The sequence below is a fragment of the Cryobacterium sp. Hh38 genome, from assembly GCF_004403235.1.
Taxonomy (GTDB): domain Bacteria; phylum Actinomycetota; class Actinomycetes; order Actinomycetales; family Microbacteriaceae; genus Cryobacterium; species Cryobacterium levicorallinum.
Map to the genome: position 1 here is coordinate 94511 of NZ_SOHD01000042.1, position 17454 is coordinate 111964.

Here is a 17454-nt window from a genome sequence, read left to right on the forward strand (position 1 = left end):
GCAGAGAGACTCTCTGAGGTCCACCTCAAATTTCGGGATCAAGTTGTTTGTGCCACCGCGGCCGGCGGATGGGCCGGGCCGAGAGCCACCCGCAGCACGACGGCAGCGATCAGGGTTCCAAGCAGGGCGCCGAGACTGTTGGCGATCACGTCGTTGACGGTGGCAAATCGTTCCGGCAGAAAGACGAGCTGGCCGAGCTCGATAGTGCAGCTGATCAGCGTGCCGATCAGCGTGCCGATAAGTGTTCCGATCCAGTAGCGCCTGGTACCGGCGAGCAGCACGACGAGCAGGCCGACCGGAACGAACAAAGCGATATTGGCGCTGAATTCAATGCTCTGGTAGTCGAGCCAGGCCGGTACCCCGTGCGCGCGAAGCCACAGCACGACCGATGAAATCGACCCGTGCAAGCCGCGGTCCACCGGGGTCGGCCAGAACGCGATCAAGGCCAGTGCAGCGAGGTAGGCGAGTGCCAGCCATCCCGCGGCGCGGCGCAACATGGTGTGCCGACGTCGTCGGTTTGCGGTCATGACACCTCCAAGTTGCCGGCCCGTTTGAGCCGGCACGCCGACTAGTCACTATGCCCTACATTTCAGGCCGTGAACGCCCGGTCTAGTCCGGCTGGGGCCTGTGGAAGTCGGCGAAGTGGATGTTGAATGGCACCCCACCGCGCACCTCCCGTTGCGCTGCTGCCCCGTTCCGCAAGCCGACCCTCCCGAAGAGGACTGTTGTGGTTAAAGCCAGGCGTGTTCCGCTGCACCGACTGGTGCTCATCACGCTCGCCGTGAGCCTCACCGGGTGCGCGACAATACCCGACCTTCTCGCCGGCGGCTCGCCGCGAGCCCTGGCAGTGTCGTCGCCAACCGCACGGATGCCGACGCCGGCTGGCAGAACGAGATCGACGCCTGCCAGGGTGCCGTCGACATCAGCGCGCACTACGGCGTGCCGGTGATTGCCGAGCACTGGTCGTGTGGAGGGTCACAGTTTCCGAGGGAGGGCAGCACGATCACCCTGACCGGGGCGGCCAGCGGCGCCTTTCGCGTCGGGCCGGTCACCGCCGTGCTGAATGTCGCTACCGACACCGCCGACAACGTGCCGCGCGGGTTCGACCTGCTTTATCAGACCTGTCGGAACGGTTCGAGTGCCACCATGACGTTCACCGCACTCACCCGCATCGGCTAGCTGGCCGGAGCACCAGCGGCCAGGCGTTTCGGCAGCGCGAAGACGAGCACGAGCGCGAGAATGGCGAACCCGGCACTGACCGCCATCGCCATGGTGGCGCTGTGCGTGAAGGCGCTGGCCACGGCATCCGCTCCCGGGCCGGTCACGGTGAGGGTGCCGAAGAACACGCTGCCGATGACGGCGATACCGACCGCGCTTCCGACGCGCTGCATGACGCCGACCACACCGCTCGCGCCGCCGGCTTCGGAACGGTCGACGGTTGCGACGATGAAGGACACATTCGGGGCGATGAAGAATCCGCTGCCGAGGCCCGCGATGAACAGGGGCGGCAGCAGGTGCCAGTTGGTCAGCTCGCCCGGTGTCACCACGAGCATGACCAGCCAGATCCAGATCAGGCCGATCGTGACGAAGGCGACGCCCACCACGAGCACGGTACGCCCGAGACGCTTGGCCAGGCGGTCACTCTGCGACGCCCCCAGAATGGTTCCGATCGCGAACGGAATGGAGACGAGCCCTGACTCGAGCGCGCTGTGCCCGAGGCCGGCCTGCCACAGAATCGAGATGGTGAAGAAGATGCTCGTGAAAGCTGCGAAATAAACGAGCGCGAGAATGACACCGCCGGTGAATGCCGGGTGGGAGAACAGGTGCGGCGGCACGAGCGGGCTGCCGTTTCGCTTGGCGACGACGACTTCCCAGACGCCGAACGCGACGACGAGCAGCACCCCGACCGCGAGGGTGCCAAAGGTCCAGAGCGGCCAACCCTGATCTTCGCCCTCGATCAACGGCACCAGCAGGGCAACGAGGCCCGCCGAGACGAGCACAAGGCCGAGCCAATCGATACCGGCCCGCAACGTCGGTGCGGCCTTGGGCAGCGCTGCACCGCCGGGCAGCAAAAACACGGTGGCTCCGAGCGCGAGAATACCGATCGGCAGATTCACCCAGAACACCAGGCGCCAACCGTTCTCTACGCCGAAGGCCTCGATGATGATACCGCCGACGATCGGGCCGAGCGCGGTGGAGACGCCAATGACCGATCCCATGATGGCGTAGGCCTTGCCGCGCGCGCTGGCCGGGAACATCAGCTGGATGACGGCGGTCACGGCCGGCACGAACATACCGCCGGCCAGTCCCTGAATCACGCGGGCGATGATCAGCTGCAGGTCATTCTGGGCGAGGCCGCAGGCGAGGCTCGCGACCGTGAACAGCGCGAGTCCGCTGAAGAACACCCATTTGTGGCCGTAACGGTCGCCGACGCGACCGGCCGGGATGAGCGCGAGGCCGAAGGCGAGGGCGTAGCCGGAGATTATCCACGACAGCGTCGCTTCCGACGCATCGAGGCTCGTGCGAATGCTCGGCAGCGCCACGTTCACTATGGTCGTGTCGAGCAGCGCCATGAACATGCCCGCCAGCAGCACGATCAGGGATTGCCAGGCCCGGCGGGAAACGATCGGAGCTGTGGGGGGAGCGGGCGTAGACGTCACAGAAGACCCTACAACAGAACCCCCACTCGCCTGGAGTGGGGGTTCTGTTGCGTCGTTGTGCTTTACTACTGTCGGGGTAACAGGATTTGAACCTGCGACCTCGTCGTCCCGAACGACGCGCGCTACCAAGCTGCGCCATACCCCGATGGCCCTTGAGCCTAGATCAGTATAGGCGCTCCGAGGCCGTCCTGACGAATTGAGCGAGCAGGTGGGCGGTAGGCCTTATCCAGCGCAAAGGGTCAGCAGGGTTGCCTCGGGCGGGCAAGCGAATCGAACTGGAGCGTAGATCGAGGTGCCGAGGCCGGCCGAGACATTCAGAAAGGCGGTGCGCAGTCCGTGGTTCCAGGTGCTCAGGCCCTTCACCTGGCGGCGGGGAATGTCACAGTTGGTTACCAGCGCGCCGAAACCGGGCACGCAGACCTGCCCGCCGTGGGTGTGCCCGGCCAGAATCAGCTGGGCGCCGTGATTCACGAACGAGTTCAACACCCGCTGGTACGGCGCGTGGGCGACGCCGATGGTCAGCGTGGAGCGCGGAGCCGCGGCTTCCTCCGGATCGGGCCAGACGTCGTCACCGAGGGGATCGTTGGCCCGCAGGTCATCGATCGCACGGGTGATCAGGTCGAGCCGGTCGCGCCCGATGTGCGGGTCGTCGACGCCGAAGAACTCTACGTGCGTGCCGTTCAGGTCGAGCGATTCGGCGGCATTGTTGATGTCGGTCCAGCCGAGATCGGCAAACACTCGGCGTAGGGCATCGGTGTCGAGTTCCTCGCGCCGCACGGTGCGGCGGCTGGAGGGGCCGCCGAAATAGGTGAACGGGTTTTTCAGCTGTGGCCCGACATAGTCGTTGGAACCGTTGACGAACACGCCGGGGATGCCTCGGAACGGTGCCAGGGCATATTCGATGCCGGTGACACCGTTTTCATGCCCGAGGTTGTCGCCGGTGTCGACGACAAGATCAGGCTTTAGTGTGGCGAGGCTGCGCACCCACTCCTGCTTGTTTTTCTGCCACGGGGCCATGTGCAGGTCGGAGAGATGCAGCACCCGAATGGGCGCTGACCCCGGTGCGAGCACCGGAACGCTCACCTCACGCAGCGTGAACCGGGTGCGCTCGACCAATGCCCCCCAGGCGAAGGCGGCGAGGCCGACCGCGCCAGCAGCGACGAGGGAAGTGCCGACGAGACGGCCACCACCGCCGAGGCCACGAGCCGCGGTCATTCGTTCTTCTTGTCGGTGCTGGCGTCCGCTTTAGGGGCCGTGTATTTTCCGATGACAATCGTCACGGCGTCGCCGGGGCGACTGGCCGTTCCTTCGCCGGGCTGCACGGCGACAACCTTGCCGTCCTGGGCCTTGTCCGTCGTGGCCTGTTCGAGCTCGGCCACCGTGAAACCGTAGGGAGCGGCGGTGAGCGTGCTGCGGGCATCCGCTTCACTCTTGCCGATGACGGACGGAATGGTGACGCCGGTGCCATCACTCGAGTAAGCCGTGATGCTGGAACCTCGACTCGAGGAGGACCCGCCGGCCGGGTCGGTGTTGGCCACGGTGCCGGCCGGCATCTCGGAGCTGGTCACGCCGCCGTCGACGAACAGGAAGCCGGAGGCTTCGATGGCGGATTTGGCGTCGGACATCGACTTGCCGCGCACGTCGGGTACCGGAACAGACACCGCGTTGATCACGCTGGACGAGGCCTCCGGAAAGGCATCTCCGCCGTACCTGGCGTTGGCGACACTCATGACTTCGGGCCATACGTAGTGGCGGATATATTGCGCACTGAGGCCGTTGAGCGTGGTAAAGCGCTGATTCTTGTAATCGCCGCTCACGTTGACCACCCCGACGACGGTGGCAACCTTACTGCTGGCACCGCTCATCCAGGTGTCCTTGGCGGAGTCGGTGGTTCCGGTCTTACCGATGATCGGAACCCGGGGTGACGTGCGCGATCCAGAGGCGGCCGCTGTTCCTCCGCCGATTGTCGTGGTCGCCATGGCGTATTGCATTCCAGCAGCGACCGCGGGTTCAACGGACTGCGTGCACTTCGTCTGGGGGATCGGCAGCTCGGTACCGTCGGAGCTGACCATCTTGGAGATGACGATCGGGGTGCAGGTCATGCCGTTGTTGGCAATGCCAGCGAACGCGACAGCCATCGTGAGCGGGGCGACGTAGTTCGTGCCGATCACCGAAGACGCGTTCTGACCGAGAAGGCCGCCGTCGGCTGCGTGCACGTCGAAAGCCTCAGCCGTGTTCTTGATGCCGCACAGGTCCAGCTCCTTGGCCATACCGATGAAGCCGGTGTTGATCGACCGGGTGGTCGAGTGCAGCGCCGATTCATTCGGGCCACCCTCGCCACCGTCATTGCGCGGGCTGAACTTCGTGCCGTAACTCTGCGGGCCGAGGCAGCTGTCCTGGAACGTGCCCCAGTCCGACTTGACTCGTGAGTCAACCCGTTCGGTGAGGGCGTGCCCCTCCTTCAGCCACTCGGCCAGCGTGAAGACCTTGTAGGTTGAACCGGGCTGAAAGCCTCCGGAACCGCCCGTGGCGTAGTCCGTGTTGTAGTTGATGCTGGTGAAGTTGCTGCCGGCAGGCTGCTCAGCCTGGCTGTAGTCCTTGTTTTGCGCCATGGCGAGCACCTCACCGGTACCAACCCTGACGCTCGAAACGACCCCGCCAACGTCCCAGCCGGGATACGACTTGGGGACGTACTTATTTAGCGAATTTTCGGCGGTAACCTGCAGTTCGAGGTCGAGCGTGGTGTACACGTCGAATCCGCCGCGCTTGAAGTTCTCGAGGCGCGTTTCAGCATCCGCTCCGAAGGTGGGATCGGACTTCAGAATCTTGGTGACGTAATCACAGAAGTAGGCGCTGCCTCCGGCCGTCTGGCATCCGGTGCTCGGAACGGTGATGACAGGCTCGACCGGTGCTGCCACAGCGGCGTCGTAGTCGGCCTGGGCGATCTTGTCGTATTTGAGCATCTCGCCCAGGATGTAGTCGCGACGAAACTTATTGTCGGCGTAGCCGTTTGCCACCCCGTTGGTTTCGCTGTCGGGGCGGTCGAGCTGAAACTTGACCGGGTTGTTCACGATCGCCACCAGACTGGCCGCCTGCGGAAGGGTGAGCAGGGCCGCGGTGGTGTTGAAATAGTAGTTGGCAGCGGCTTCGATGCCGTAGACCGATCCGCCATACCCGGCAATGTTGAGATAGCCGCGAAGAATGTCTTCTTTTTCGTACTTCTTCTCGATGCCGATGGCCAAACGCATTTCGCGCAGCTTGCGGTCAGCGGTCGGCTTGGTGGCATCGGAATAGCAGGCGTCGGCCTCGTCGGCGTCGGTCATCACCTCGCACTTTTGAATGAGCACGTTCTTCACGTACTGCTGCGTGATCGACGAGCCACCGCGGGTTTCACCGCCGGCGAAGGTCTGCACGGCACCGTTGAAGCTGGACTGAATGTCGACGCCGCCGTGCTCCATGAAGCGCGGGTCTTCACCGGCGATGGCGGCATCCTTGGCGAACTGGCTGATCGCGTCGGAGGCCACATCGACTCGGTTCTGCTCGTAGAACGAGGCGAGGAGTACGCGGCTACCCACCGGGTCCGCGGCGTCGGTCGACGCGTAGATGTTGCTCTTCTGGGAGAGCCGATCTATGGAGAGGTACTCGGGCAGGCTGTCGAACACGTTGATGGTGTTCGTGGCGGCCATGCCGGACAGGGCAACGGCTGGGGCGACGGCGGCGGTCACGAGAATGCCGGCGACGGCACTCATCCCGACGAGACCCAGGAGACCCCCCAGAGCCCCGCTCACGGTTCGATTTTTGGCAGACATAGACTTGAGCGTAAGCGACAAATCTGAAAGCCCGCCTCAATAGGAGTCACATGCCCGCCTGGGAGTACCTCACAACGCCGTTGATGATCCACAACACGGCCGCCATTCTGAACAACTGGGGCTCTGACGGGTGGGAACTCGTGCAGGTCGTACCCGGTCCAGAAGGTGGCCTCGTTGCCTACCTGAAACGCCCCCTCGCCGCCAAGGAAGGGGCATAGTCGTGTCGAAGATCGAAGCACGCCTGGCCGAACTGGGCCTTGAACTGCCCAGCGTCGTGCCGCCGGTCGCCGCCTACGTACCCGCCGTGATCAGCAACGGTTTCGTCTACACCGCCGGCCAGCTGCCGATGGTTTCTGGCGCGCTGCCCGCTGCCGGCAAGGTCGGCGACGGCCACGGCCTGATCCCAGCGGCTGATGCTCAGGAGTATGCCCGCACCTGCGCACTCAACGGCCTCGCCGCCATCAAGAGCGTGATCGGTTCACTTGACCGCATTACCCAGGTGGTCAAGGTCACCGGCTTCGTCGCCTCCGATCCCGCATTCACCGGCCAACCGGCCGTGGTCAACGGTGCCTCGAACGTTCTGGTCGAGATCTTCGGCGACATCGGGCGTCACGCCCGCTCCGCCGTGGGTGTTGCGGTGCTGCCGCTCGATGCTCCGGTCGAGATCGAGTTCGTCGTCGCCTTCGCATAAGTCCGTGTCCGGCGCGCCGGGCATCCGCTTTCGAAACGGATGCCCGTCCCGCGGTGGCGAATTCAGGAAAAATGCGACGGCGGCGTCCATCGCGGCCCGCAATCGCGGGGTGCTGGCACACGGCTGACCCGGTTTTCCTGAATTAGCCACCGCAAAGAACTGATGCCGCTCCCTGGTGGGGCGGCCTCAGTGGTTAAACGCGAGTTTGGCGCGGCTACTTCTTCATCTGCGAGGTTATGGTGTTCATCACCATCGTGTCGGCGAGGGTCGTGACATCACCGACGTCGCGCCCCTCGGCCGCGTCGCGCAGCAGACGGCGCATGATTTTGCCGGAGCGGGTTTTCGGCAACTCGTCGACGATGTAGATGTCGCGCGGGCGGGCGATCGCACCGATTTGCTGGGCGACGTGCTTGCGCAGAATGCCCACGATGTCTTCGTGCGAGGCGATTTCGGCCTGACTGAACTTGATCACCACGAACGCGACGACGGCCTGACCGGTCGTTTCGTCGGCGGCGCCGACCACGGCCGCTTCAGCGGTGAGCGAGTGCGCCACGAGCGAGGACTCGATCTCGGCGGTCGACAGGCGGTGCCCCGAGACGTTCATCACGTCGTCGACGCGCCCGAGCAGCCAGATGTCACCGTCGTGGTCGAGGCGGGCACCATCGCCGGCAAAGTACAGCGGGCCGTCCTTCGCGCCGGTGGTTCCCTCGAACTTGTCCCAGTAGGTCTCCTTGAAACGCTCCGGGTCGCCCCAGATGCCGCGGAGCATGGCGGGCCAGGGCTGGGTGACCACGAGGAGTCCGCCGTTGCCGTGGCCAACGTGCAGGCCGTCATCGTCGAGCACGTCGATGGTGATGCCCGGAACCGGAACCTGGGCCGCGCCCGGCTTCGTCTCGGTGAGACCAGCGAGGGCCGAGACCATGATCGATCCGGTCTCGGTCTGCCACCAGGTGTCAACGATGGGCGTGATGTTGCTGCCGATGACCTCGCGGTACCACATCCAGGCTTCGGGGTTGATTGGCTCACCGACCGAGCCGAGCACACGCAGGCTCGACAGGTCGAACTTCTGCGGAATCTGGCGGCCGAGCTTCATGAAGGTACGGATGGCCGTGGGCGCTGTATACAGAATCGAGACCTTGTACTTCTCGATAATTTCCCACCAGCGACCGGTGTGCGGAGAATCGGGGGTGCCTTCGTACAGCACCTGGGTGGCGCCGTTGGCGAGGGGGCCGTAGACGACGTAGCTGTGTCCGGTGATCCAGCCGACGTCGGCGGTGCACCAGTAAACATCCGTTTCGGGCTTGAGATCGAACACATTCTGGTGGGTGAACGCGTTCTGCGTGAGGTAGCCGCCGCTGGTGTGCAGGATGCCCTTGGGGGCGCCGGTCGTACCCGATGTATACAGAATGAACAGCGGGTTCTCGGCCGGGAAGGCCTCAGCCTCATGCTCGGGAGAGGCGGTCTCCATGGCATCGGACCACCAGATGTCGCGGTCGTTCCACTGCACGTCCTGGCCGGTGCGCTTGACCACGAGAACGTTCTTCACCGAGGAGTCGTTGGTCTGGAGGGCAGCGTCGACGGCCGGCTTCAGGGCGCTGATCTTGCCCTTGCGGTAGCCGCCGTCGGCCGTGATGACGAGCACGGCGTTGGCATCGTCGATGCGCGAGCGCAGGCTTTCGGCACTGAAACCACCGAAGATGACCGAGTGCACGGCGCCGATGCAGGCCACGGCAAGCATCGAAATCACCGCCTCCGGAATCATCGGGAGGTAGATGGCCACGCGTTCGCCGGCCTTGACGCCGAGGCCGAGCAGCACGTTGGCGGCTTTTTTGACCTCGATGGTGAGCTCGGCGTAGGTGTAGCTGCGGGAATCGCCGGGCTCGCCCTCGAAGTAGAGGGCGACGCGGTCGCCGTTACCGGCGAGAACGTGACGGTCCAGGCAGTTGTACGCGACGTTGAGTTCACCGTCTTCAAACCACTTGGCAAACGGCGGGTTGGACCAGTCTAGGGACTTGGTGAACGGCTTGTGCCAGTGCAGCAGATTGCGTGCCTGATCGGCCCAAAATGCGGCCGGGTCCTTCTGCGCTTCGGTGTACAGTTCCGATGTAGCTGCGGTCTCCGCTGCAAATTCCGGAGTGGGTGGGAATCGGCGCGATTCGTGGAGGAGGGTATCGATGTTGACCGTCATATTTGTAATTCGCTCCTTTGCGGTACGTGCATGCAGGACATTGCCAGCTCAACTGAACCCTACCGGTTCCGGGCCGATCTCTGTATACAGAGGGACTTTTTGAGCAACAGGAACCCAGAAAATAGATTCGAAATGGCAATTCTGTACGCCCCCAAGCGAGTGTCCTCCCTTTGGAGGACATTGGACTTGCAATTTGTCTCGGGCCGCGTAAACTGAACCACGTCTGGACGAAAGTTCTGACCAGCAAGACGTATGGTTCCCCCCAATCTGCGTGTTGCTAGGCGGCACCTGTTCCCCCCAATAGGTGCCGCCCCTTCTGTTTAAATGCGCAGGTCGTCTGGCGCGGGTTGCTTGCGTGGCAGCTCATTTCAGGGCAGGTCGGGCTTGCCAGGCGCGCTGCGTGGGGCTGGTGCCGATCCTCCCCAAGCGCGACCAGCAGCCGTTTCTTACCGATCCCGGCGGCGGCCCGGCGGCGCGCCCGGACCCGCTCTACGGTCGGAGCATGGTCCAGCCCTTCGTCGCCGTTCCGTCTTACGCCGTTCCGGGTGTCGCCGGTTCGTCTTGCGCCGGCGCGGTTGCGGCGTCGCCTGCGAATCCGAGCACCGCGTCGGGCACTCGACCGCTCGCTGCGCCGCAGCGAGCGCCGACTCCCCGGCATCGCACGGTGCCCACGGATGCCGTAGGTACCGTGCCGCAGGACAGCGCCGTTCAGCCGGCGGTCGCCGCTGGCGGGATCCCCGGCAGGATCGGCGCCGAACCGGCTTACAGCCCGACTCGCCCCGAGACCAACCGTTCCGACCTTCGGGCGCTCGGCCCGCTGGCCGGCTACGCCGAAGACCCTGAGACCACCGACCTGTTCGTCAACGGGGAATCCGGGCTGTGGATTGATGCCGGCCACGGCCTCGCCTTCGCACCGGCCTGGCAGCTCGGTGAGGCGGAGGTACGTGCTCTGGCCGTGCGGCTGATCGCCCTCGGCGGGCGACACATCGACGAGGCCAGTCCCTGCGTTGACGTTCGGCTGGCCGACGGCATTCGGGTGCACGCGGTACTGCCTCCGGTATCCAGCACGGGAACACTCCTGTCGATTCGGCTTCCGCACGCCGCGCATCGCAGCCTCGGTGCGCTCGCGGACGCCGGTTTGTTCGGCGTGGGAGAGGCATCCGCTGCCCGGCTGAACCGACTGCGTGCGGCGGTGCGCGGTCGGCAGAACCTGCTCATCACCGGCGCGGCCGGCAGCGGAAAGACCACCCTGCTGGCCGCGCTGCTCGGCGAGGCACCGGCCGACGAGCGCATCGTGGCGATCGAAGACGTGGCCGAGCTGCGCATCCTGCATCCGCACGTGGTCGCGCTCGAGGCCAGGCAAGCCAACCTGGAGGGCGCCGGACGCATCGGCCTCGAGGCCCTGCTGCGTGAAGCTCTGCGCATGCGGCCGGATCGGCTCGTTCTGGGCGAGTGCCGCGGATCCGAGATTCGCGAGCTGCTCGCGGCGCTGAACACCGGGCACGATGGGGGAGCTGGCACCCTGCACGCGAATTCCCTCGACGACGTACCGGCCCGTCTGGAAGCCCTTGGGGCGCTCGCCGGAATGAGTGCGGCGGCCGTAGCCCGCCAAACGGTGAGCGCGATCGGGCTTGTGCTGCACCTGGAACGTACCGAGGGGGTGCGGCGGCTGGAGGCGGTCGGCCGGTTCACGCTCAATGGTCGAGACCGCCTGGCGATCGAGGCCCTGTGATGCGGCCAAGGGTAGCGATCGCGTGGTGCGATGTGCCTCTGCACACGGTCGCGAGGGGAGGATCCGCTCTTGCGGCACGGTGAATCGGTACCGCCGATCGAGGAGGTCGCGGCGGTCACTCAACGGCTGGCCGTGCTGCTCTCGGCTGGCGTTTCTCCGGTCTCGGCATGGGGCTACTTGTTACCAACTTCGGATGGCCTGCCGGCGGCAACGAGTCGTACCGTGCGACGCGCCGGATCGCCCGCGGCGGGCGGCGCGGAAATCGCGACCACGGGCATTCTGCGGGCTGCCGCTCGGGCTGCGGCCCGTGGCGACAGCGTGGCCGATGCGATCGCCGGGCAGGCATGCGGCGAGACCGAATCCGCCTGGCGGGGACTCGCTGCGGCCTGGCAGGTCGCCACCCAGGCCGGGGCACCACTGGCCGGTTGCCTGCGGGAACTCGCCGCATCACTGCGTGACCTGGCGCAGGTGCAGCGCGACCTCGAGGTCGCGCTGGCCGCCCCGCGCGCGACGGCACGATTGGTCATGGTGCTGCCGGTGATCGGCATCCTCTTTGGCAGCCTGATGGGCTTCGACTCGGTGCACACGCTGTTCGCGACCGTGCCCGGGCTGCTCTGCTTGGCCGGCGGCGGTGTGCTCATGGCCGCCGCTGCGGGTTGGAGCCGCGCGCTGGTACACCGAGCGGCGCCGACCGAGCTGACTCCCGGTTTGCGACTCGAACTCATGGCCATTGCCATGTCTGGGGGCGGGTCGATCGATCGTTCCCGGGCGTTCGTGCACGCTGCGGCTGAGCGCTATGCGATCGGGTCTGGAACGGAGTCGGGGGATGATCCAATCGAGCGGGTGATTGACCTGTCGACCCGGGCGGGGGTTCCGGCAGCGGAATTGTTGCGCAGCGAAGCCGAACAAGTGCGACGGGATGCCCGAAGTGCGGGACAGCGTCGAGCCGGGACCCTCTCGGTGACGCTCATGCTGCCGCTCGGCCTGTGCGTTCTGCCCGCCTTCATGCTCGTCGGCGTCGTGCCACTGCTGGTCAGCGTGCTCTCCTCCACCCTCGCCACGTTCTGAGGCTATGCACAGATCAGGGGATGCGTGCGGCCGCCACTTCCAGATCGGAGCAGAGTGAATGTGCTCGTGCCGCCCAACCCGCGTCGACAGACGCCAGAAGGAGACGAGCCTGTGTATACAAAGATCGGGTTAGTGGAAAAAGCGGTGCCTGTCGCGGTGGTGTCTGCCGACGTGGTGCTGGCCGAAACCGTGCCGGAGGAATCAGCGGCTAACACTGTGCTGCCTGCACGAAGTGCCCTGCGACGGCTGACCGACGAGGCCGGAGCTGCCACCGCCGAATACGTGGTCGCCACGATGGCCGCGGTTGGCTTCGCCGGATTGCTCATCGTCATTCTGCGCAGCGACGAGGTGCGTGGGATGCTCACCGACCTGGTGCGCCGTGCACTCAGCATCGGGTAGTCGAGGGCGCGCGCATCGGAGGCAGGCCTGGCCGAGCAGGCCCAGCCGGGCGAGTCGGGAAAATTGGGCCAGCCGGTCAAGGATGAGCGGTCAGGCGAATCGGGGCAGTATCACGGCCGAGTTCGCCACCGCGCTGCCGGCCGTTGTGCTCGTGCTGGCCTGCTGCCTGGGCGCAGTGCAGGTCGTCGGGGTGCAGGTGCGGCTGACAGATGCCGCCGCCACCGCGGCGCGGGTCCTGTCCCGCGGCGACAGTGTGGCCCGCGCAGCGGCGCTCGTCGCCGGTGCAGTGTCGGGAGCCGGCCTGGCGGCGGAACGACGCGGCGAATTCGTCTGCGCCCGAGTCACCGCGACCGGCTCTGGTCTGTTCGCGGAGCTCACCCTCGAAGCGCGTTCCTGCGCCCTCGCCGGTGGCCAGTGAGCGCGGGCGGGCGGCGGGACGGGGCCGAGCGGGGGGCAGGCTCGATCCTCGCGATCGCGGTGCTCGGTGCCACCGTGCTGCTGACGACCCTCGTTGTGTCCACCCTCGCGCTGCTCGCGGTCGGCCGGTCCGTCGCGAATGCCGCTGACGCGGCCGCGCTCGCTGCGGCCGACACCGCATCCGGGGCAATCGCGGGCTACCCCTGCCCAGCGGCGGATGCCGTCGCGGCACTCAACGAGGTGGCCGTAACCCGCTGCGCGGTGACCGGGCTGCTCGCATCCGTTTCGGTGAGTCGCACGGTTCTGGGCATCGAGCTCTCGGCGAGCGCCCGGGCCGGGCCGCCGCCGGAGTCTGCACTGCCGGAGGCTGCACCGCCTGAAACTCAGCCCCCCGAAGGCGACACCACCTAAGAGAGCAGAACCTCGAGGTACCGGTACTCGACCGCCGTAGGACGACCGGAGTCGGAGCCCTCGAACTCCCGGCCGGCACCACGCGCATAGAGATATCGTTTGCCAGCGTCGGCCGGAATCTCAATGCGCGGTTGCGGATCGCCCGAATCGAGAAAGGTCGTCGTGATTGTCTTGCCCTGGAGGGGGCCATCCGTCAACATCGCGGTGTATGTGGCCGTCATTGTACCCATGGGTCTATTCTGCACTCTGGTTTACAAACGGCAAGGGGATCGAGCCGACACGCGGCACGCCCAGAGCGAACTGGATGGTCGCTGGGAGTGGCGTGTATGCCAGCGGGACGCGCCGACCGGCACCCGTCGATTAGGCGGGCACTCCATTCCAGTGTGTATGGTGTGCCTTGGCCCATCATTTGGCCACTACCTATAAAGAGGAGTCTGGTGCCAGGCACTAAGAAGCTGGTCATTGTTGAATCACCGACCAAGATGAAGTCGATCGCCGCGTATCTCGGCGACGGCTATGAAGTTTTGTCTTCGGTCGGTCATATTCGCGACTTGATCGAGCCGAAAAACCTGCCGCCGGAACTTAAGAAGGGTGCGCTCGGCCGATTCTCGGTCGATGTGGAAAACGGTTTCGAACCGTACTACGTGGTCTCCGACGCCAAGAAGAAGACCGTCAGCGAACTCAAGCGTGCCCTCAAGAATGCGAACGAACTCTTGCTCGCAACTGATGAGGACCGCGAAGGCGAGGCCATCGCCTGGCACCTGCTGCAGGTGCTGCAGCCCAAGGTTCCGGTCAAGCGCATGGTGTTCCACGAGATCACCAAGGACGCCATCCTCGCTGCCAAGGACAATACTCGCGACCTCGATACCGCCCTCGTCGACGCGCAGGAAACCCGGCGCATCCTCGACCGCATCTACGGCTACGAGATCTCCCCGGTGCTCTGGCGCAAGGTCGGCCCGGGCCTCTCCGCTGGCCGCGTGCAGAGCGCCGCGACCCGCCTCGTCGTCGACCGGGAGAAGGAGCGCCTCGCGTTCGTCTCCGCCGGCTACTGGGATCTGCTGGCGCGACTGGCGGCATCCGCTTCAGAAACAGACCAAGCCTTTGACGCGAAGCTCGTGCGTCTGAACGGTGAGCGCATCGCCACCGGTGGCGATTTCGACGATTCGGGTGCGCTCAAGCCGACCGTGAAGGCCATCACCCTCGACGCGTCCGCTGCTCAGGCACTGACGATCGCTCTGAAGAGCCCGGACGTCAAGCTCGAGGTCACCAAGGTCACTTCCAAGCCGTACCGTCGCAGCCCCGCCGCACCATTCACGACCTCGACCCTGCAGCAGGAAGCTGCGCGAAAGCTGCGCTTCACCGCCCGGCAGACCATGAGCGTCGCGCAGTCGCTGTACGAAAACGGGTACATCACCTATATGCGTACCGACTCGCCGTCGCTCGGGCAGCAGGCTCTCACCGCTGCCCGCACCCAGGCGGCCGCGCTCTACGGCGCTGAAACGGTTCCGGATGCCCCGCGCGCCTACAAGGGCAAGAGCAAGAATGCGCAGGAAGCGCACGAGGCAATTCGCCCCTCCGGCGACACCTTCCGCACCCCGACCTCGCTCGCGTCGAGCCTGCGTGGCAACGACTTCAAGCTCTATGACCTCATCTGGAAGCGCACCGTCGCCTCGCAGATGAAGGACGCCACCGGTTTGACCGCCTCGGTGACCATCGCCGCCGGCCCGACCGGCACGTCGGAGCACCCCGCAGCCTCGGGCGCGCTCGCCGAGTTCTCGGCCAGCGGAACCGTCATCACCTTCCGCGGCTTCATGCTCGCCTACGAAGAGTCCAAGGACGAAGAGCGCAACGCGTCGACGGATGCGACCGATTCCAAGCTGCCGCCACTCGAAGAGGGCCAGACCTTGGCGCTGCTCGACCTCGAGGCCAAGGGCCACGAGACCACCCCGGCCGCCCGCTACACCGAGGCCAGCCTGGTCAAGAAGCTCGAAGAGCTCGGCATTGGCCGCCCCTCGACTTTCGCGTCCATCATCTCGACCATTACGGAGCGTGGCTACGTCACGCCGCGCGGTCAGTCGCTAGTTCCGAACTGGATCGCCTTCTCGGTCGTGCGCCTTCTCGAAGAATTCTTCGGAGACTTGGTCGAATACGACTTCACCGCCGAGATGGAGGACGACCTCGACCGCATCGCCGGCGGCGAAGCCAACCGTCTGGACTGGCTCAACAGCTTCTACTTCGGCAGCGATAAGCATCGCGGCCTGCGCCAGGTCATCGACAACCTCGGTGAGATCGACCCGCGGGTGATCAACTCGGTCACCATCAGCGATGACATCACCCTGCGCATCGGCAAGTACGGCCCCTACCTCGAGGTCATCGACCCCGATGCTGAAGCGGATGCCCCGCCCCGCCGGGTGAACATTCCGCAGGAACTCGCTCCCGACGAGTTGACCGCGGCGAAGGCCCGCGAACTCATCGACGCCCCGGTCGTCACCGACCGTGTGATCGGACTCAACCCGGAGAACGGCAAGGAGATCGTCGCCAAGGATGGCCGCTTCGGCCCGTATGTCACCGAGCTCGCGCCAGCTCCGGACGAGCCGGTTGTTCCGGTCGTCGTGGCTGTTCCCGTGGAAACGATCGACCCCGCAACCGGCGAGGTCACGGTGACTAAGCCGAAGCGCAAGCCGGCCGTCAAGAAGGTGGCCGCTGCTGACAAGCCGCGCACAGCATCCATTTTCAAATCGATGGATCTGGCCACCGTCGACCTGGAAACCGCGCTGCGCCTGCTCGCCCTGCCGCGCATGGTGGGGCTCGACCCGGAGACCGGCACCGAGATTCTGGCCCAGAACGGCAAGTTCGGGCCGTACCTGAAGAAGGGCATCGACACCCGGTCGCTCACGAGCGAAGACCAGATCTTCGACATCGACCTGCCCGGTGCGATCGAGCTGTACGCCCAGCCGAAGTATGGCGCCCGCCGTGCCTCGAGCGCCCTGAAGGAATTCGAAGCGCCCGACCCCGAAAGTGGCAAGGCGATCAAGATCAAGGACGGGCGGTTCGGCGCGTATGTGACCGACGGGGTCACCAACGCGACGATTCCCAAGTCGGAGGACATCGAGGAGATCGACTTCGAGCGGGCCGTGCAGCTGCTCGCTGACAAGCGGGCCAAGGGGCCGGCGGCTCCTCGCAAGAAGGCGCCGGCCAAGAAGGCCGCCGTCAAGAAGCCGGCCGTGAAGAAGGCGCCGACGGCAGCAGCGAAGGCTGCCACCGCCAAGAAGGCTGCTGCGACCCGTGCCGCGAACGCGGCGGCCAAAGCAGCGTTGGCCGGCACACCAGTGGCTCCGGTCAAGAAGGCCGCGGTCAAGAAGCCCGCCGCCAGGAAAGCGCCAGTGAAGAAGTCGGCCAGCTCTGCCGCTGACGCGGTCTCGACCACCACGATTGCGCCGTGACCGGCCTCTTCATCACCCTGGAAGGCGGCGATGGATCAGGCAAGACCACGCAGGCGCTCCTGCTCACCAACTGGCTTGAGGAGCGGGGGCGCACCGTCGTGCGCACCCGCGAGCCCGGCGGAACGGATGTCGGGGTCGCGATTCGCGAGATCGTACTGCACCACCGCGGCGAGGTGGATCCGCGCGCCGAAGCCCTGCTCTACGCCGCAGACCGGGCCCAGCACGTCGGTACGAAGCTGCGGCCGGCGCTCGCCCGCGGCGATGTCATCGTGCAGGACCGCTACCTCGACTCCTCGGTCGCCTACCAGGGAGCGGGCCGGGTGCTCGGCGCCACCGAGGTGCGGGACCTGTCGCTTTGGGCCGCCGAGGGGCTTCTGCCCGATCTGACCGTGCTGCTCGACCTCGACTCGCGCGCCGCCCGGGCCCGCCTCGAAGCCGACGACAAGGTCTTCGACCGGCTCGAGGCCGAGAAGAACGACTTTCACGCCCGCGTGCGCGCCGCTTTTCTCGAGCTGGCCGCTGCCGAGCCCGCCCGGTTTCTGGTAGTGGATGCTGCGGCCCCCGCCGCCGAGGTCGCCGCCATCATCCGAGCTCGAGTTTCCACCCTCCTCTAGCGTTCCGGGCCCGGAACCCGGG

General features: G+C 65.7%; 16 protein-coding genes and 1 tRNA gene. 10 read left to right on the top strand and 7 right to left on the bottom strand.

Annotation, left to right across the window (positions count from 1 at the left end; all coding sequences use genetic code 11):
• Positions 1 to 38: 38 nt before the first annotated feature.
• Complete coding sequence (locus E3T41_RS14555) at positions 39 to 527, bottom strand: VanZ family protein (protein WP_092449731.1); 489 nt, start codon at positions 525 to 527, stop codon at positions 39 to 41.
• 268 nt (positions 528 to 795) lie between these two features.
• On the opposite strand from E3T41_RS14555, the gene E3T41_RS14560 reads away from it, so the two are divergent.
• On the top strand, positions 796 to 1179 hold the full coding sequence (locus E3T41_RS14560; protein WP_092449733.1) for a hypothetical protein: 384 nt from the start codon (positions 796 to 798) through the stop codon (positions 1177 to 1179).
• Here E3T41_RS14560 and E3T41_RS14565 read toward each other — a convergent pair.
• From E3T41_RS14565 to E3T41_RS14580, 4 genes are all read right to left on the bottom strand, one after another.
• Positions 1176 to 2660 carry an MFS transporter gene (locus E3T41_RS14565; protein ID WP_233195461.1) on the bottom strand — a complete coding sequence of 495 codons (1485 nt, stop codon included), beginning with the start codon at positions 2658 to 2660 and terminating at the stop codon, positions 1176 to 1178. The genes E3T41_RS14560 and E3T41_RS14565 overlap by 4 nt on opposite strands.
• A 71-nt stretch (positions 2661 to 2731) precedes the next feature.
• Positions 2732 to 2805, bottom strand: a tRNA-Pro gene (locus E3T41_RS14570).
• Positions 2806 to 2882: 77 nt separating this feature from the next.
• Positions 2883 to 3875: a metallophosphoesterase gene (locus E3T41_RS14575; protein WP_092449735.1), complete on the bottom strand. Its 993-nt coding sequence runs from the start codon at positions 3873 to 3875 to the stop codon at positions 2883 to 2885.
• The gene (locus tag E3T41_RS14580; protein ID WP_241991191.1) at positions 3872 to 6448 is read right to left on the bottom strand and encodes a transglycosylase domain-containing protein; all 2577 of its coding nucleotides are present in this window, start codon (positions 6446 to 6448) and stop codon (positions 3872 to 3874) included. The genes E3T41_RS14575 and E3T41_RS14580 overlap by 4 nt, the downstream gene beginning before the upstream one ends.
• Before the next feature lie 71 nt (positions 6449 to 6519).
• Between E3T41_RS14580 and E3T41_RS14585 the strand changes: the two genes are divergently transcribed.
• A complete protein-coding gene (locus E3T41_RS14585) occupies positions 6520 to 6687 on the top strand; it encodes a DUF4177 domain-containing protein (protein WP_134441105.1) in 168 nt (55 codons plus the stop codon).
• A 2-nt stretch (positions 6688 to 6689) separates the two neighbouring features.
• Positions 6690 to 7160, top strand: coding sequence for a RidA family protein (locus E3T41_RS14590; RefSeq protein WP_092449738.1), 471 nt, complete (start codon positions 6690 to 6692; stop codon positions 7158 to 7160).
• Between the two features lie 214 nt (positions 7161 to 7374).
• On the opposite strand, the gene acs is transcribed toward E3T41_RS14590, so the two are convergent.
• Positions 7375 to 9348 (bottom strand): acetate--CoA ligase, encoded by a 1974-nt coding sequence (gene acs / locus E3T41_RS14595; RefSeq protein WP_134479232.1) that lies wholly within the window; start codon positions 9346 to 9348, stop codon positions 7375 to 7377.
• Between the two features lie 400 nt (positions 9349 to 9748).
• Here acs and E3T41_RS14600 point away from each other — a divergent pair, with 400 nt between their 5' ends.
• The 5 genes from E3T41_RS14600 (at position 9749) to E3T41_RS14620 (ending at position 13375) form a co-directional block, all read left to right on the top strand.
• Positions 9749 to 11080, top strand: a complete 1332-nt coding sequence (locus tag E3T41_RS14600) for a TadA family conjugal transfer-associated ATPase (protein WP_369828728.1) — start codon at positions 9749 to 9751, stop codon at positions 11078 to 11080.
• Between the two features lie 69 nt (positions 11081 to 11149).
• Complete coding sequence (locus E3T41_RS14605) at positions 11150 to 12148, top strand: type II secretion system F family protein (protein ID WP_241991192.1); 999 nt, start codon at positions 11150 to 11152, stop codon at positions 12146 to 12148.
• 216 nt (positions 12149 to 12364) lie between these two features.
• Positions 12365 to 12547 (top strand): DUF4244 domain-containing protein, encoded by a 183-nt coding sequence (locus E3T41_RS14610; protein ID WP_092449807.1) that lies wholly within the window; start codon positions 12365 to 12367, stop codon positions 12545 to 12547.
• Positions 12548 to 12629: 82 nt separating this feature from the next.
• Complete coding sequence (locus E3T41_RS14615) at positions 12630 to 12965, top strand: TadE family type IV pilus minor pilin (RefSeq protein WP_092449744.1); 336 nt, start codon at positions 12630 to 12632, stop codon at positions 12963 to 12965.
• Positions 12962 to 13375, top strand: a complete 414-nt coding sequence (locus tag E3T41_RS14620; protein ID WP_092449746.1) for an Rv3654c family TadE-like protein — start codon at positions 12962 to 12964, stop codon at positions 13373 to 13375. Before E3T41_RS14615 ends, E3T41_RS14620 begins: the two co-directional genes overlap by 4 nt.
• Here E3T41_RS14620 and E3T41_RS14625 read toward each other — a convergent pair.
• Positions 13372 to 13605, bottom strand: coding sequence for a hypothetical protein (locus E3T41_RS14625; RefSeq protein ID WP_092449748.1), 234 nt, complete (start codon positions 13603 to 13605; stop codon positions 13372 to 13374). The genes E3T41_RS14620 and E3T41_RS14625 overlap by 4 nt on opposite strands.
• Positions 13606 to 13812: 207 nt before the next feature.
• On the opposite strand from E3T41_RS14625, the gene topA reads away from it, so the two are divergent.
• Both topA and tmk read left to right on the top strand, forming a co-directional pair.
• On the top strand, positions 13813 to 16818 hold the full coding sequence (topA, locus tag E3T41_RS14630; RefSeq protein ID WP_134479234.1) for a type I DNA topoisomerase: 3006 nt from the start codon (positions 13813 to 13815) through the stop codon (positions 16816 to 16818).
• Positions 16815 to 17432, top strand: coding sequence for a dTMP kinase (tmk, locus tag E3T41_RS14635; protein ID WP_104133359.1), 618 nt, complete (start codon positions 16815 to 16817; stop codon positions 17430 to 17432). Before topA ends, tmk begins: the two co-directional genes overlap by 4 nt.
• Positions 17433 to 17454 lie beyond the last annotated feature (22 nt).